Consider the following 14,543-nt stretch of genomic DNA (forward strand, 5'->3'; position numbering starts at 1 on the left):
AAATTTAATATTTAAGCACATAAAATACTTCATCATCTGCCTCTAGTCCAGTAATTCGCGGCTTAAATCCAAAACTAGAATATAAACTTTCCGCTACTATACTTTCTGGATGGAAGCTCAACCATATTTCATTAAAATCATTTTCACTTTTAATCTTCTTTAATATTCCATCCAAAGCACATTTTCCATAACCTTTTCCTTGATAGTTCTCATCAATCATAAAACGAAATAAACACATAGTATTGTCTGCTATATCCACACCATACATTGCAAAACCTATCATTTCATTGCCAGTATATATGCCTAAAGCAGTCCAAGTAGGATTAAACTTCCACTCAGCTATTGAAACTACATTTGGGTGCGGCAAATATGCCTCTTGCTCCTTTTTGATTTTTAAGGTAACACATTCGCTCCAATTGTTTTCATCTATTTCCCTTAAAAATATGTTCATTGTGATCTACCTCTCTTTGTTTTTTTTGTTACCTTTTTAAACTTAAAGGCTTATTACCATATGTATTCATTCAAAGAATGTAACATATATATAATTTTAACAAAATATTTCATGTTTTCCAAGCTGAAAGTTAATTAAAATAATATTTTCCCAAAAGATTCCTATCAATTAGTGTAAAATTGGTTTGTTTACATTATATAAAAAAAATGTTATTATTTATATTAATTAGAAGCAAAATACAGGAGGGGGATTCGTTTGAAAAAAAACAAATACCAAGAAAATAGAAGTGTTATGACAAATATCAAGTTTTTAGTTGCAAATGCATGGAAATGGGACAAGGGTTTATTCGGATATTTTGGATTTTACACAATTTTAACAGCTATGCTTCCATTTATAGGTATATTTGCTCCTAAGTTTTTGATTGATGAATTAACTGGGGCAAAAAGAACTGATATTTTAATGATGATTCTTGTCATTTTCTTTGTTCTTTCAGTAACTGTTAATTATTTGGTAGCTTATTTAGGGGGAGCATATTACCCTAAAATGATTAAGATAAGATTTAAGTTTATTACTATGATGCAGAAGAAAAGCATGACAATGGATTTTAAATATACAGAAGATCCTAAAACCCTAAATGATATTGAAAATGCATGGAGCGCAGCTGAGAATAATGATAATGGAATAGAGGGTGTATTTCATAGGTTATTTGCTTTGTTTGGAAGTGCAATTGCTTTTATGGGATATATTGCTATTGTTTCAACTTTAAATCCATTTATACTTTTGTATCTCCTTGCTAATGTGTTAATAATATATTTTTTAACACTTAAAGTTAAAAGATATGAGCACAGTAGAAAAGATGATATATCTGAATTAAATAGAAAATCAGGGTATGTATATAATATCATGCATGATTTTTCTTATGGCAAGGATATAAGAATATATGGCCTTGGAAATTGGTTTTCAAAGAAATTTAAAAATTTTAGGGGTGAAAAAGTTAAAATAAATGAAAAAATAAAATATAAGTATTTTGTAGTATCAGCATTTGATGTGATGCTTCTCTTATTTCGCGAAGGTATTATTTATGCTTATTTAATTTATAGAGTAATATATAAAGGTATGGGAATTGGTGATTTTTCTATGTACTTTGTTACAATAGGTGGATTTGCAACTTGGATGCAAAATATCATGACGGATATAGCACATATAAGGGCTCAAAACTTATATATAAATGATTATCGTGATTTTTTAGAATTTGATGATGGAATATTAAACCCAAATCCAAAGCCTATTCCAGATAAAACTCCATATGAAATTGAATTTAAAAATGTTGCTTTTAAATATCCTAACAGTGAAAAATATATTTATAAAAATTTATCCTTAAAAATAAAAGCTGGTGAGCGACTTGCTATAGTTGGAATTAATGGTGCAGGAAAAACTACCTTTGTAAAGTTGATAACAAGACTTTATGAGCCAATAGAAGGAAAAATATTACTTAATGGGGTAAATATTGCGAGTTTTGATAAGGATGAGTATTATAAAAAGTTTTCTGTTGTGTTTCAAGAAATAAAGATGCTTGCCTTTTCAGTAGCAGAAAATGTTGCATTGGTAAGCGAAGGTAATATTGACCGTGAAAAAATTAATAAATGTATTGATAAAGCAGGAGTAGCTGCTAAAATTAATTCATTAGAAAAGGGCATTGATACAAGTGTTTTAAAGATACTTGATGAAAAAGGGGTAGAGTTCTCAGGAGGAGAAAATCAAAAGCTTGCGTTAGCACGAGCGCTTTATAAAGAAGGAGACATTATAGTTCTAGATGAGCCTACAGCTGCCCTTGATCCGATTGCAGAATATAATATTTATAGAGGCTTTGACGAAATGATAGGGAATAAAACTGCAATATATATTTCACATAGACTTTCAAGTACACGTTTTTGTGATGTTATAGCATTTTTTGAAGATGGTGAAATTAAGGAATACGGTACTCATGATGAGCTTTTAAGTAAAGATGGAAGGTACGCTGAAATGTTTAATATACAAGCGCATTACTACAAGGAAAAAACTTTAGAGGAGGTTATATAGATGAAAAATGATAGATTAGCAGGACTCAAAAAAGACTTTGAAATTATGAGATATTTTCTAAAGTTATCTTCTAAAATGTCTAAAAGCTATATACCAGTTTTATGTTCATCTGCAATATTTAAAGCTATAACCCCCTTTATTAATATCATTATGCCTAAATTTATCATAGATGAACTTTTAGGACAGAAGAGAGTAAATGTTTTTATAATGTTAGTTTCCATTATTGTAGTAGCAAATGGAATTTTAAATCTTATTAGTAGATGGATTGATACCTTAGTGGACATAAAAAACATGGAGATAATAAATGGTTTTGATTTATTGATTGGACAAAAAATAATGGATATGGATTTTGAGAAAATTGAAGATCCAGATATATTAAACTTAAAAGAAAGAGCTATATTTCCTTTGCGTAATCAAGGCGTTTTAGAACGTATGATAAAATGCATAGTAGATTCAATCTCACAATTTGTTACTGCCATAGGTCTTTTAGTAGTAATATCAACATTGAATTTCCTTATAGTTTTTCTAATACTGGGAATCGTTTTACTTAATTCATTTTTATTTAAGAAATCACAGGCGGCGCAGTATAAATTTCATGGGGAGTTAATCCCTCTTAATAGAAAATTCGGATATTACGCAAAAATAACTTCGGATTTTTCTATGGGTAAAGATGTGAGATTATATAACATAAGGCCGCTTATCGTGGAGAAAATAGAAGGTTATAATGAAAAGAGTGTTGAATGCTTTGGAAAGCTATTTAGGCTCATGGGAAAATATAATGGGTTAAATGAAGTCAATATGCAGCTTCAAATGATAGTTGTTTATGCTTATATGACCTATAAGGTATTTAAAAATAGTATTGGAATAGGTGATTTTACAATGTATATAAGCGCCGCTAATAAATTTAGCACATCTATATCTGATTTCTTTAAAAGTTTTATAGAGTTTAGACAAATGTGTAGATATCTTGATTTATATCTGGAATTTGAGCAGATAGAATCTTCTAAAAATAAAGAGGGTAAAAGGATTGAAAATATAAATGAATGCAATATTGAGTTTAAAAATGTATCATTTAAATATCCAAGAAGTGAAAATTATACCTTAAAGAATGTATCTATTAATATTAATAATGGTGAAAAATTATCTGTAGTAGGGCTAAATGGTGCAGGAAAAACCACCTTTATAAAACTTCTTACAAGATTGTATGAGCCCGCAGAAGGTGAGATTTTACTTAATGGCGTTAATATAGGTGAATATAATTATGATGATTATATGAAGCTTTTATCGGTAGTTTTCCAGGATTATAAACTATTGGCGTTTTCAGTTAAAGAAAATATTGCTTTTGAAGAATATAAAAGTGTCAGCGATAATGAAATAATGGAGGTGCTTAATAAATCTGGATTAGAAAAGGCTATTAAAAAGCTAGATAAAGGAATATACACATCTATTTATAAAACCTTTGATAAGGATGGTATAGAATTTTCAGGAGGACAATCTCAAAAGTTAGCAATGGCTAGGGCCGTATATAAAAATGCTCCAATTGTGGTTTTGGATGAACCAACAGCAGCCCTTGATCCAATTGCTGAATTTGAAATTTATACTAGATTTAATGAACTTATAGGAGATAAAACTACAATATACATTTCTCATAGGCTATCAAGCTGTAAATTTTGTGATAAAATTGCTGTGTTTCATAAAGGTGAGATTGTTCAATATGGAACCCATGATGAATTAATCAAAGAATCAGGAAGTCAGTATGAAGCTATGTATATGGCGCAGGCACAATACTATGTGTAAACTTGTTAAGGAAGGATTAATAAGTGTATAAAAAGGGAGAGTTATTTATATAATGGTACCTATAGGAAGGACATTTTGAAAAAAAGTGTTTGGACTATAGGTAATTTTTTTGTATAATTTTGAATTTGTACAAGCTTTTTTAGATTTTGCTAAAGAAAAGTATGATCTGACAAGCATAGGATTATTAGTAGCTAAATTTAATGACATTTCAGAAGGAAAGTTCTTTACTTTTATAAGTAGAGGACTTTTCTTTTAAATATTGATAATTCAAAATAATAATAAAGATTTAGAATGTGGAATAAATTATGACTGAAATGGGTATATTAGCTAAAGGTGTAAAAAATCAAGTTTAATTATATACGGAGCAGAAATAGTAAACTAGAATTATAAAGGATTCTTACTAGCTAGGGTAAAAGTATTATAGTCATTCTGTTAGCACATATTATAACTAGGTGGTTGCAAGGAGAAGCAAAATGGAAAAGTATGTTTATGTTATTATTTCAAGAACACCAACTTACACAGGAAAGATAATTAGAAAGTTTTTAAGAGCAAAATATAATCATGCTTCAATTAGCTTAGATGAAAATCTAAGCCAAATGTATTCCTTTTGTAGACTGTCAGTTAGCAATCCTCTTGTAGGTGGTATTATCAGGGAAAGTGTATTTACACTTAACATGGGAGTTAAGGATGATGTTCCTATTAATGTATATCGCATACCTGTAACTTCAGATCAATATGAACTAATAAGTAAATTTATATATGATGTATATAATGATTCTGAGGTATATTACTACAATTTACTTCAAGCCATTGGGATTATTTCTAATAAAAAGCATGCTCTTTATAAGACCTATATATGCTCTGAATTTGTAATGAAAGCCTTAAGCAAGGGAGGAATACAGCTTACTTCCTTAGAATTCTATAAGATAACGCCAACAGATATTTGTGGAATTATGAGGAGATTTATTTATTATTCAGGAAATCTCAAGGATTATCCATTCAAACAAAATATAAAAACAAAAGATGATGAGTTTTTCTTTTGTAAGACAGGGCTTATTTATGAAGGGATGCATACAGTTAGTCACTTTTGGAAGGTTATGTCTAGGGATAGGAATAGCAAAAAGGGTAGAAGAGAATTTTAAATTGGAATTTATATCAATACAAGGTATAATATTGATACAAAACTAATTAAAAAAATGCTTAAAAGCCCTTTAAAATATATTTGTTTGGAGTAGTGTTAAAGTTATGAAGAATGTAATTGATGAATTAAAAGGCTCCTTTGTTTTGACAAGGCAAGAGATAGAAAAAATAAAATTATATGTTGTGAAAAAATATCCTAATAATTCTTCTAAAGAAAATGCCTCCATATTATCACGGACTATGTATGAAATTATTGATAAGAATTTAGAAGGAATAAATAGAGAAGACAAGCAGAATATTAAAAGAAATATCATGCAAAGCACAATTTTAAAAAACAAGGACAATATATTAAAATCGGATGTTTTTAATGCTTTCATTATTGAATCAGAAGAAAATCCACAGCTAAAAACTTCACTTATTAAATGGATAAATAAAAACCAAAAAAATACTGTATCCCAAGAAGATTTTGAAAAATATGTGGGGTCATTGAATGTGTCAAATGATATTGAAAAGTTACCTTATAAAAGAGCTGAATTAGCAACTATGGATAATGTGGTTAAATTTAAGGGGGCATCAATTTGTAAACATAATTCTAAAAACTTAATATGTAAATATAAAAGGGGACTAGCAGTAAGGATTAATAGTGCTTCTGAAACAATAAATATGATGTTGGAGGTTGTTGCAAACAAGATTTCATCTACAAAAATAGCCCTTTCTGTATTAATCTTATTGATATTATCTTTATATTCCTTAAATAATCCTATTAATATTAGTAAAATCATAGGAGATGAAAATAAAAATAAAAATGAAATAAAGCAGAAGGATGTATTAAGTAGTGATAAATATGATTTATTTGTTGCAGATGCAATGAGCTATCATCCTCACCTGCCTGAGTATTTTAATTATAAAACCATTGATAAAGGCAAATTATTAGAATTTTTAAATTCAAGAAATTCAATACTTGCTGAGGAACCATATTTCTCTGCTATAATTAGAACTTCTAAAGAGTTTAATTTAAATCCACATATCTTATTTGCTATTACAGGACAGGAACAGTCTTTTGTTCCAAAGAGCCATGAAAATGCACAAAAGATTGCAAACAATCCCTTTAATGTATTCCATAGTTGGAAGGAATATAATACTGATATCTATGATTCTAGCAGAATAGCTGCTAGGACTGTTATTAATTTATCTAAGGACAAGCCTACTAATATGGATATTTTTGATTGGATAAATAGTAAATATGCAGAGGATAAGAGTTGGGGAAAAGGAGTTAAAGAGATTTTTGAAGAACTTGGTGAATAATAAAATATAACTAGGAATTTAATTTGTAGTGATTGAATTGTTAAAAAACAAATATAATTGTTTTTTACATTGAGCTGGACTAAAATATAGGTTATATTTTAAGTAGGAATTTTAAAATTAGGGAGGAAAAAATAATGGACAATCACCAGCATACTATTACTATGACTATGAAGTTGGAATTAAATCAAGAAGATTATGCAGCTATTAAAGCTCTAGAAGCTGTTTGCTGTGAAAAACAAAAAACTGAGTTAAAATTAGAACTTGAATTTAAAATGCAGAAAAGAAAAAACTCCATAAAAAATAAGATTATGGCAGAATTTTTCTATTATGATAATGAAATTTTAGTAGGTTATTTAGGTTTATGTAATTTCCATGGAACTTCAGTAGAAGTTAGTGGTATGGTACACCCTGAGTTTCGTCGTAAAGGAATTTTTAAAAAGTTATATTTGCTTGCTAAGGAAGAATGGCAAAAAATAAACCCGGCAGAGGTGTTACTGCTATGCGACCATACATCCATTCCTGGTTTAGCTTTTATAAATCACATTGGAGCTGAATATGGATCTGCAGAGTATAAGATGTGTTTGAATAAAAAAAAATTTGAGTCTAATCCGAACCAGGTTATTAAGCTTAGAATGGCAACTAATGATGATGCACCTGAAATTGAAAGACAAAGTTCTATTTATTTTGGATTACCAGAAGAAGAGGTTGATGATAAAGAGGACTTAGAAAAACCAACCATTCAGCTAGATAATAATTTTATCAGCTATATTGCGGAGCTTAAGGGGATAATTATAGGTAAGGTTCATATTAGTGTCACTGATAATGAAGGGTTTATTTATGGATTTGGAGTAATTCCAGAATATAGAGGAAAGGGCTATGGACGAGAAATTTTGTGCTTAGCACTGGATATATTGAAGAAAAAACAGGTAGACAATATTTTTCTTGAAGTTGCTACAGAAAATAAAAAAGCACTTGGACTTTATGAATCTTGTGGGTTTGAAGAAATTTCTGTAATGGATTATTATATAGTATTTTAAAACATTAAGGACTGACATCGGCAGTCCTCTTTTTATTGATTTTTCTTCAAATTCATATTTGAAGTATTCATTGGGTGTGAAAATAATATTATATAGAAATTAATATTATGATAAAAAAATATATAAAATGTATAAGTAAACACCTGCTTTTAGTTTTGTGGATGTTTATTTTTTATACAAATTAATATTTGTGAAAATAGCATAATTAAATGGAACTTTTTACATAGATTGAAACTCTAATTGTATGAAAAGGGGTGAATAAGAATAATGATTGAGTTAGTTAGCAAATTAATATATCACAAGAAAAATAACAAAGTTAAAAATATGTTTATTGAGCGGATAAAGAAAAAAGATATGAATGCATTAATAAATTGGATGGAGGGAAAAAAAGACAAATACTATAAGATCGGATGGTGTTATTTATGTAATCAGTATGATATAGAAGATGTATTTCAAACAACTATTATAAAGGGTTATGAAAATATATGGCAGTTAAAAGAAGAAAGGTATTTTGAAACATGGATAACCTCAATATTTATAAATGAATGTAAAAAAATAATTAAAAATAAAAAAAGAAGCATTCCTTTTGAAAATATTCACCAGGCAAATACTTCATATGAAGATCACACAAATTTTGAATTTATAGAGCAATTAAATAAACTAGAGGATATTCATAAAGAGGTAATTCTACTTAAGTATATTAGTGGATATTCTCAAGAAGAAATATCAAAATCACTCCATATACCAGTAGGTACAGTTAAGTCAAGAATTTATAGAGCCTTAAAAGCATTGAAAAATCAAATAAATAAGGAGGGAGTATAATTGAATTGTGAAGATATTGGAGAGAAATTAATAGAATATATAGATGATAGTTTAGATGAACAAGAAAAAAAAATAATAGCAGAGCATATAAAAGAATGTGAGCAGTGTAGGCTAGAGTTAGAAGAATTACAAAGTATAACTTTATATGTAGAAAATAAAAAACAAGAGATAATAACACCGAATAATTTATTTAAAAATATCAAAGTAAAACTAAGCAATAAACCAAGCTTCAAAATGAAAAAAAGAGGAGTTAAGGTAACGGTTATAGCAGCTGCAATGGTTGTATTACTAACAGTGACAGTATTTGCTGTTGAGAAATTGAATTTATCCCTTAAATGGTGGCAAAAGACCTCTGTTAAGGAAAACAGTGCTATTGAACAATTAATAAAGGAGGGGTATGGGCAAACAGTGGATCTTTCGGTCAGTGATAATAATATAAAAATCACCATTGAAAATATAATTGGTGATGATTTAAATACTTTAGTAACCTTTAAGATAGAGGATTTACAAAAAAAAGAAAAATATGTATTAGATTTAGCAGATGGAATTGTGGCTGATGGAGATTTTAATAATAAGGATAAAAAATTTGATAAAAATATAGGAGGATTTATGAATTTTTATTCTGATAATCCTTATGTGCAAAGAGGTTGTATAACACTTAACCCTGTCACTAAAAAACAGTCAATGCTTCATTTGGTTATTAATAAAATTAATAAGATGGGAAGCAGAGAAGTTGTAGTAAAGGGAAAATGGGAGTTTAATATTCCCGTTACTAAATATGAATCTAAAACCTATATTTTAAATAAGGAAATGATTATTGATGAGCATAAGCTTACCTTTGAAGAGGTAATAATTGCGCCAACTGCAACAGTGTTAAAATATAAAGACAAAAGAAATAGTGTTAAAGGCTACAGCATTGATTATTTTTCAAATATTACGCTTATAGGTAGCGGAAAAGAATATAAAGAAAAGGTTATGGGAAGTGGCAATTATTATAGCAGTGGTGGTAATGGGTGGGATGGAAGTACAGTAGAGTTTGATTCTATGTATATTGATAACCCAGGTAAGGTTAAGATTAAAATGGGAAAATATGGAATAAATATAAATAATTTTAAAAAATTCAACATTGATATGAACAAAGCATTTCCGCAAGAGTTTGAATATATGGGAAGCAAAATAATAATTAAAGACATTATGCTTCAGCAAGATACCGCTAAAATAATTATAACAGAATCACTTGACAATAGAAATTATGAAAATTTAGATATGGGAATTAAATGTGCTAATAATATTTCTATAACACAAGTACAACAATGTGATGGATATACTATTGATAAAGACAGAACAAAGGTTAGTATGAGTGAAGGCTTCTTTGCTGGGGATGAATTAAATAAACCTAAGAGCTATGTAACAAAGAGAACTATAACCTTGAAAAAGGCATCTCCAATAGAGAAGAAGGATAAAATACAAAAAATAATTCCTATGACATTAGATATTAATGGATATAGCGAAACTAGATATATTGATAAAAGCATAAAAGTAAAATTACACTAATAGAAAAAGTAAAGATGCCAAGTGCCACCCATGTGGCACTTGGCATCTTTACTTTTTCTTACCAGGTATGTCCTTCAGAGCATTTATGATTACCAGAATGTCCTTCACACAATTCACATTTTCGCACGTTGCACTTAGGACAGGAATGACTGCAATGAGCTGTAGTTTCATCATTATTAGAAGAATTAATTAGTTGGCCTTTAACTAATAGTTCCTTTTGCATAAAACCGTCATATGGTAAATTTGACATTTTACAACAACTCCCTTGTAGTTTATTCTTATAGTTATTATTTGATATTTAATGATTTATATTCGCAGTTTAAATATTACTAAAATTCTCAAAATTTAAACAAATCATAATACAAGTTTAACTTGTTCTTAACTTTTAACGCATATAATAAAAGCATAAGGGAGATGAAGATAATATGAAAAATTTAAATATATGCATTGATATTGATGGGACAATAACGGATGCTTATTATTGGCTTAATATTACTAATAAATATTTTAACAAAAATATAACTGAAAAGCAGATAACTAAATATTATATCCATGAGGTAATGGGCATTAAGCAGAGCGAATATGAGGAATTTTATGAAAAAAATAAAATTCAAATTCATTCAGAACAAAAGCTTCGCGAAGATGTGCAAATTGTTATAAAAAAACTAAGTCTTATGCATAATATATTTTTCGTTACGGCAAGAGAAAAATCACTTACTATGTTAACTCATTCATATCTAAGGAAAAATGAGATTCCATATGATGATTTGTTTGTTTTAGGTAGCCATTATAAAGTGGATAAAGCAAGAGAATTAGAGTGCAATGTGTTTATTGAAGATAATTATGATAACGCAGTTCAGCTATCAAAGGCAGGATTGAAGGTTCTTTTATTAGATACTAATTATAATCGAAAGCCACTAAATGAAAATATAATTAGGGTTTTTAGTTGGAAAGAAATATACTCAATAATAGATAAACTGATATTACAATGCAAAGCAATGTAATATCAGTTTATTTTATTATCAGGCATGACCATCAGAGTATTTATAATTATTCATTAGTTATAAAGAGGGTAACATATAACAAAATATAGAAATTAATGTTATAATTAGGGCGTAAACAAGCTACAGTTTAGTGGATTCTTGTATAATAATACAAAATAAATTGTACAACTACATATATAAAGGAGACTATACTATGAACGTAAAAATGCTACACCATGTCTGTATCCAAACAGAAAAATATGAAGAATCACTTAAGTTTTATACTGAAATTTTAGAATTTGAATTAGTTAAAACAGCAGTAAATTTCCATAAACGAGATTTTAATACATGGTTAAGACTAGGAACATTTATGATCGAATTACAGACTGCTAAAAAGGGAGATAAATTAAAGGATTGGAGTTCGTTAAATGAAGGCATAGTACATATGTGTTTTTTAGTTGATAGTGTTCAGGTCGAGTTTGAGAGGATAGAAAAATTAGGTTATGCCAACTTTAAGATTAAAAATGGAGAAAAAATTTATAAAGTTGGAGATGGATATTTATTTAAAATTAAAGCACCAGAAGGTACTGAAATTGAAATAAGGGATATGCTAATATAAAAATCTATACAATTGCTACAAGATGATTTCATGGAAGAATTTTTAAAACATAAAATAGATATACCCTATCCAGAGGGTGAATGTGGCAAGGATGTTTGGGAACGCTCAATAAAAGTAATAAATGAAATTACAAGTAGTGATTTGAATAATGTAGCAGTTGTTACACACGGTGGCGTAATTAGAGCTCTAATAAGTGGGTTTTTAGGACTTGCACAAGAAAGAAGATTTTATATAGGGTTTCCTCCAGAAAATTGTAGCATAAGTATTATAAAATATGATAAAAGCACTGGAGAATTTTATGTTCATTGTGTTAATGATTATGCTCATTTAGAAGAATTAGAGGATAAAAGAGCTTAGAAAATTTGGAATCTATTTTTTCGGGTTTTGTATTCCAAAATAAAAATTTAATTGGAAGTGTATTTCCTGTTATGGTAGCTTTTAGCATATTAGTTTTCGATAATACAATTAAAAAGTATAAAAAGCAAGAGCATAGTAGAAAGAAAATGTTGGTAGATATTTTCACTCAGTGTGATATTTATATAATTATATATGGACTGATTGTATTTGTTTTTAAAATAGAAATAATGCTGATTATCAAAATAATGATTATCCAGATATTTATATTAATTTATTCTATTTCTAAACATTCTGTTTCTAAAGCAAGTTATAAAATGAAAGTAATTTTTAATATATTATTCTTTTCCATCGCTATAGGAATAGGAATGTACTCAATTTACGTAACAAATGAGAAAATTAATTCAATTGACATGCTACTATATTCAATAGTTTCAGCATCAGCAGTATCGGCACTGTTTTGTAGCTTTATTAAATTAGATACCAATAGTTAATAAAAGAAAAATAGTAGATGATTAGTAATTAAAACTAGTTAAAGATGCCAATTGCCACGTGGGTGGCACCTGGGGGGGATAAAAATGATAGATACTAAAAATATAAAAGCAATATTATTTGATTCTGGGCGCGTACTTAATAGAGCTAGAACAGGGCATTGGTTTATGCCACCAAATTTTTTTAAATATGTTGATAAGAATAAATTTGAAAATTTAAATATAGATCTCGTAGAAAAAGCATTTTATAAAGGCGATGAGTACTTTCATAAGCATCCACTAATATTAACTGAAATAGAAGAATTAGAACATTTTATAGAATTTTATAATATATTTGCAAAGGAGCTACCAGAGCTTGGGATAAGTGCGGAGTATATTATAGAATTAGCTAGAGATACAGTTTATAATGATGAAAAATTTGAATTTTATAAAGATGTATTTCAAGTTATACCAAGATTAAGTCAGCATTATAAGCTAGGGGTAGTATCCGATACTTGGCCTTCACTAGAGCGTGTATTTAAAAATGCTGGCTTAAGAGAATACTTTTCTACCTTTGTTATGTCTTCCGTGATTGGGGTATTGAAACCACATGAGCTAATGTTTAATACAGCGATTTCTGGGTTAAACATTAGGCAAGAAGAAGCGATATTTATTGATGATAATATTGTGAACGTTGAAGCGGCTATAAAGCTCGGCATGCAGGGAATTCTGATATTAAGGGGAGATGAATTAGAAGAGTGTACAGATGTTAAATGTGTTGATGATTTAAGTGAGCTTGAAGAGCTATTAGTGAGGTAGACTTTTAAAAAAATCCGGATAAAGTTGTGTATTGACATTTGTAAATACTAGGAGGAATAATAATGATAGAGTTAGATACTTTAGAGGAAATGGATGAGTTCATAAAAAATAATACAATAGCAATGTTTTACTTTAGTTCAGAAAGCTGCAGTATATGTGGCTCATTACTTCCGAAAATTGAGGAAATGTTAATTAAATTTCCCGAAATTAAGATAAGTAAAATTAAAGTTGATACATTTACCAAGGCAGCAGGACAGTACTCAATATTTACTTTGCCTGGAATTATTGTTTATATTGAGGGTAAAGAGGTTATTCGCGAGGCAAGATTTATTAGCGTTGAAATGCTAGAAGAAACTATAGAGAGATATTATAGTCTTTTGTTTTAAAAAAACAAAAAACAAGGCTTAGTAAACATTAAAATTTACTAAGCCTTGTTTCATTTTTAAAGGTATTTTTCTTTGAATTCCAAATATCCTTTTTTTCTCAATTTACAAGAAGGGCAGTCCCCACAACCATTACCTTTTATTCCATTATAACAAGTTAAAGTATCCTTTTTAACTACAGGGAGTACTCCTAAATCATAAGCCATTTTCCAAGTTTCTGCTTTGTTAATCCACATTAAAGGGGTTTCAATTACAAAATCATAGCCCATAGCTAAGTTTAAGGTAACATTCAAGGATTTTATAAACACATCTCTACAATCTGGGTAACCACTAAAATCACTTTGAGATACACCAGTTATAATATTATTTATCCCTCTTTGCTTTGCAAATACCGCTACAAAGGTTAAGAATAATAAGTTTCTTCCATCTACAAAGGAATTAGGGACACCATCACTGGGAGCATCAGTGTCTACTTCCATATCTTTTCTTGTTAAGGAATTTGGTGCTAACTGATTTAAAAGATTTAGGTCTAAAGAATGATATTCTACACCATGTTTTTTACATATATCCTTTGCACAATCTAGTTCTAATATATGTTTTTGACTATAATCAAAAGATACAGCTATAACCTCTTTATATTTCTTTAACGCCCAAAACAGGCAAGTTGTGCTATCTTGTCCACCACTGAATACTACTACTGCTTTTTCACTATTCATTACTAATACACCAT

Annotated in this window: 17 protein-coding genes; 14 read left to right on the forward strand and 3 right to left on the reverse strand. The window is 28.8% G+C overall.

Annotated elements, in window-relative coordinates:
• Nucleotides 1–4: 4 nt before the first annotated feature.
• On the reverse strand, nt 5–451 hold the full coding sequence (locus tag G9F71_RS06725; RefSeq protein ID WP_164951254.1) for a GNAT family N-acetyltransferase: 447 nt from the start codon (nt 449–451) through the stop codon (nt 5–7).
• 255 nt (nt 452–706) lie between these two features.
• Between G9F71_RS06725 and G9F71_RS06730 the strand changes: the two genes are divergently transcribed.
• The 8 genes from G9F71_RS06730 (at nt 707) to G9F71_RS06765 (ending at nt 10,185) form a co-directional block, all read left to right on the forward strand.
• Nucleotides 707–2,530: an ABC transporter ATP-binding protein gene (locus G9F71_RS06730; protein ID WP_187353497.1), complete on the forward strand. Its 1,824-nt coding sequence runs from the start codon at nt 707–709 to the stop codon at nt 2,528–2,530.
• Entirely contained in the window at nt 2,531–4,327 is a 1,797-nt protein-coding gene (locus G9F71_RS06735; protein ID WP_164951255.1) for an ABC transporter ATP-binding protein, read from the forward strand.
• Nucleotides 4,328–4,436: 109 nt separating this feature from the next.
• Nucleotides 4,437–4,583 (forward strand): hypothetical protein, encoded by a 147-nt coding sequence (locus tag G9F71_RS06740; protein ID WP_164951256.1) that lies wholly within the window; start codon nt 4,437–4,439, stop codon nt 4,581–4,583.
• Between the two features lie 217 nt (nt 4,584–4,800).
• Nucleotides 4,801–5,469: a hypothetical protein gene (locus G9F71_RS06745; protein ID WP_164951257.1), complete on the forward strand. Its 669-nt coding sequence runs from the start codon at nt 4,801–4,803 to the stop codon at nt 5,467–5,469.
• Between the two features lie 103 nt (nt 5,470–5,572).
• Nucleotides 5,573–6,772, forward strand: a complete 1,200-nt coding sequence (locus tag G9F71_RS06750; protein ID WP_164951258.1) for a glucosaminidase domain-containing protein — start codon at nt 5,573–5,575, stop codon at nt 6,770–6,772.
• Between the two features lie 134 nt (nt 6,773–6,906).
• On the forward strand, nt 6,907–7,809 hold the full coding sequence (locus tag G9F71_RS06755; RefSeq protein ID WP_164951259.1) for a GNAT family N-acetyltransferase: 903 nt from the start codon (nt 6,907–6,909) through the stop codon (nt 7,807–7,809).
• A gap of 267 nt (nt 7,810–8,076) precedes the next feature.
• The gene (locus G9F71_RS06760) at nt 8,077–8,631 is read left to right on the forward strand and encodes an RNA polymerase sigma factor (protein WP_164951260.1); all 555 of its coding nucleotides are present in this window, start codon (nt 8,077–8,079) and stop codon (nt 8,629–8,631) included.
• Nucleotides 8,632–10,185 carry a DUF4179 domain-containing protein gene (locus tag G9F71_RS06765; RefSeq protein WP_164951261.1) on the forward strand — a complete coding sequence of 518 codons (1,554 nt, stop codon included), beginning with the start codon at nt 8,632–8,634 and terminating at the stop codon, nt 10,183–10,185.
• A gap of 58 nt (nt 10,186–10,243) precedes the next feature.
• On the opposite strand, the gene G9F71_RS06770 is transcribed toward G9F71_RS06765, so the two are convergent.
• Complete coding sequence (locus G9F71_RS06770; RefSeq protein WP_164945436.1) at nt 10,244–10,435, reverse strand: hypothetical protein; 192 nt, start codon at nt 10,433–10,435, stop codon at nt 10,244–10,246.
• 175 nt (nt 10,436–10,610) lie between these two features.
• Here G9F71_RS06770 and G9F71_RS06775 point away from each other — a divergent pair, with 175 nt between their 5' ends.
• The 6 genes from G9F71_RS06775 (at nt 10,611) to G9F71_RS06800 (ending at nt 13,816) form a co-directional block, all read left to right on the forward strand.
• Nucleotides 10,611–11,189, forward strand: a complete 579-nt coding sequence (locus G9F71_RS06775) for a 5' nucleotidase, NT5C type (RefSeq protein ID WP_164951262.1) — start codon at nt 10,611–10,613, stop codon at nt 11,187–11,189.
• A 193-nt stretch (nt 11,190–11,382) separates the two neighbouring features.
• Nucleotides 11,383–11,787 carry a VOC family protein gene (locus G9F71_RS06780; protein WP_164951263.1) on the forward strand — a complete coding sequence of 135 codons (405 nt, stop codon included), beginning with the start codon at nt 11,383–11,385 and terminating at the stop codon, nt 11,785–11,787.
• Between the two features lie 12 nt (nt 11,788–11,799).
• A complete protein-coding gene (locus tag G9F71_RS06785; RefSeq protein ID WP_164951264.1) occupies nt 11,800–12,144 on the forward strand; it encodes a histidine phosphatase family protein in 345 nt (114 codons plus the stop codon).
• Nucleotides 12,145–12,149: 5 nt separating this feature from the next.
• Nucleotides 12,150–12,635, forward strand: coding sequence for a hypothetical protein (locus G9F71_RS06790; RefSeq protein WP_164951265.1), 486 nt, complete (start codon nt 12,150–12,152; stop codon nt 12,633–12,635).
• Nucleotides 12,636–12,719: 84 nt separating this feature from the next.
• Nucleotides 12,720–13,430 carry an HAD family hydrolase gene (locus G9F71_RS06795; protein ID WP_164951266.1) on the forward strand — a complete coding sequence of 237 codons (711 nt, stop codon included), beginning with the start codon at nt 12,720–12,722 and terminating at the stop codon, nt 13,428–13,430.
• A 62-nt stretch (nt 13,431–13,492) separates the two neighbouring features.
• Nucleotides 13,493–13,816: a thioredoxin family protein gene (locus G9F71_RS06800; protein WP_164951267.1), complete on the forward strand. Its 324-nt coding sequence runs from the start codon at nt 13,493–13,495 to the stop codon at nt 13,814–13,816.
• 56 nt (nt 13,817–13,872) lie between these two features.
• Here G9F71_RS06800 and queC read toward each other — a convergent pair whose 3' ends face one another.
• Complete coding sequence (gene queC / locus G9F71_RS06805; protein WP_164951268.1) at nt 13,873–14,529, reverse strand: 7-cyano-7-deazaguanine synthase QueC; 657 nt, start codon at nt 14,527–14,529, stop codon at nt 13,873–13,875.
• Nucleotides 14,530–14,543: the final 14 nt, after the last annotated feature.

The sequence above is a fragment of the Clostridium sp. FP2 genome, assembly GCF_011065955.2.
Taxonomy (GTDB): Bacteria; Bacillota; Clostridia; order Clostridiales; family Clostridiaceae; genus Clostridium_AD; species Clostridium_AD tagluense.

Bases quoted from the DNA above. Each gene is read 5' to 3' on its own strand.
- G9F71_RS06725 (WP_164951254.1), bottom strand. From the start codon at position 451: ATGAACATATTTTTAAGGGAAATAGATGAAAACAATTGGAGCGAATGT.
- G9F71_RS06735 (WP_164951255.1), top strand. From the start codon at position 2,531: ATGAAAAATGATAGATTAGCAGGACTCAAAAAAGACTTTGAAATTATG.
- G9F71_RS06745 (WP_164951257.1), top strand. From the start codon at position 4,801: ATGGAAAAGTATGTTTATGTTATTATTTCAAGAACACCAACTTACACA.
- G9F71_RS06750 (WP_164951258.1), top strand. From the start codon at position 5,573: ATGAAGAATGTAATTGATGAATTAAAAGGCTCCTTTGTTTTGACAAGG.
- G9F71_RS06755 (WP_164951259.1), top strand. From the start codon at position 6,907: ATGGACAATCACCAGCATACTATTACTATGACTATGAAGTTGGAATTA.
- G9F71_RS06760 (WP_164951260.1), top strand. From the start codon at position 8,077: ATGATTGAGTTAGTTAGCAAATTAATATATCACAAGAAAAATAACAAA.
- G9F71_RS06770 (WP_164945436.1), bottom strand. From the start codon at position 10,435: ATGTCAAATTTACCATATGACGGTTTTATGCAAAAGGAACTATTAGTT.
- G9F71_RS06775 (WP_164951262.1), top strand. From the start codon at position 10,611: ATGAAAAATTTAAATATATGCATTGATATTGATGGGACAATAACGGAT.
- G9F71_RS06780 (WP_164951263.1), top strand. From the start codon at position 11,383: ATGAACGTAAAAATGCTACACCATGTCTGTATCCAAACAGAAAAATAT.
- G9F71_RS06795 (WP_164951266.1), top strand. From the start codon at position 12,720: ATGATAGATACTAAAAATATAAAAGCAATATTATTTGATTCTGGGCGC.
- G9F71_RS06800 (WP_164951267.1), top strand. From the start codon at position 13,493: ATGATAGAGTTAGATACTTTAGAGGAAATGGATGAGTTCATAAAAAAT.
- queC (WP_164951268.1), bottom strand. From the start codon at position 14,529: ATGAATAGTGAAAAAGCAGTAGTAGTATTCAGTGGTGGACAAGATAGC.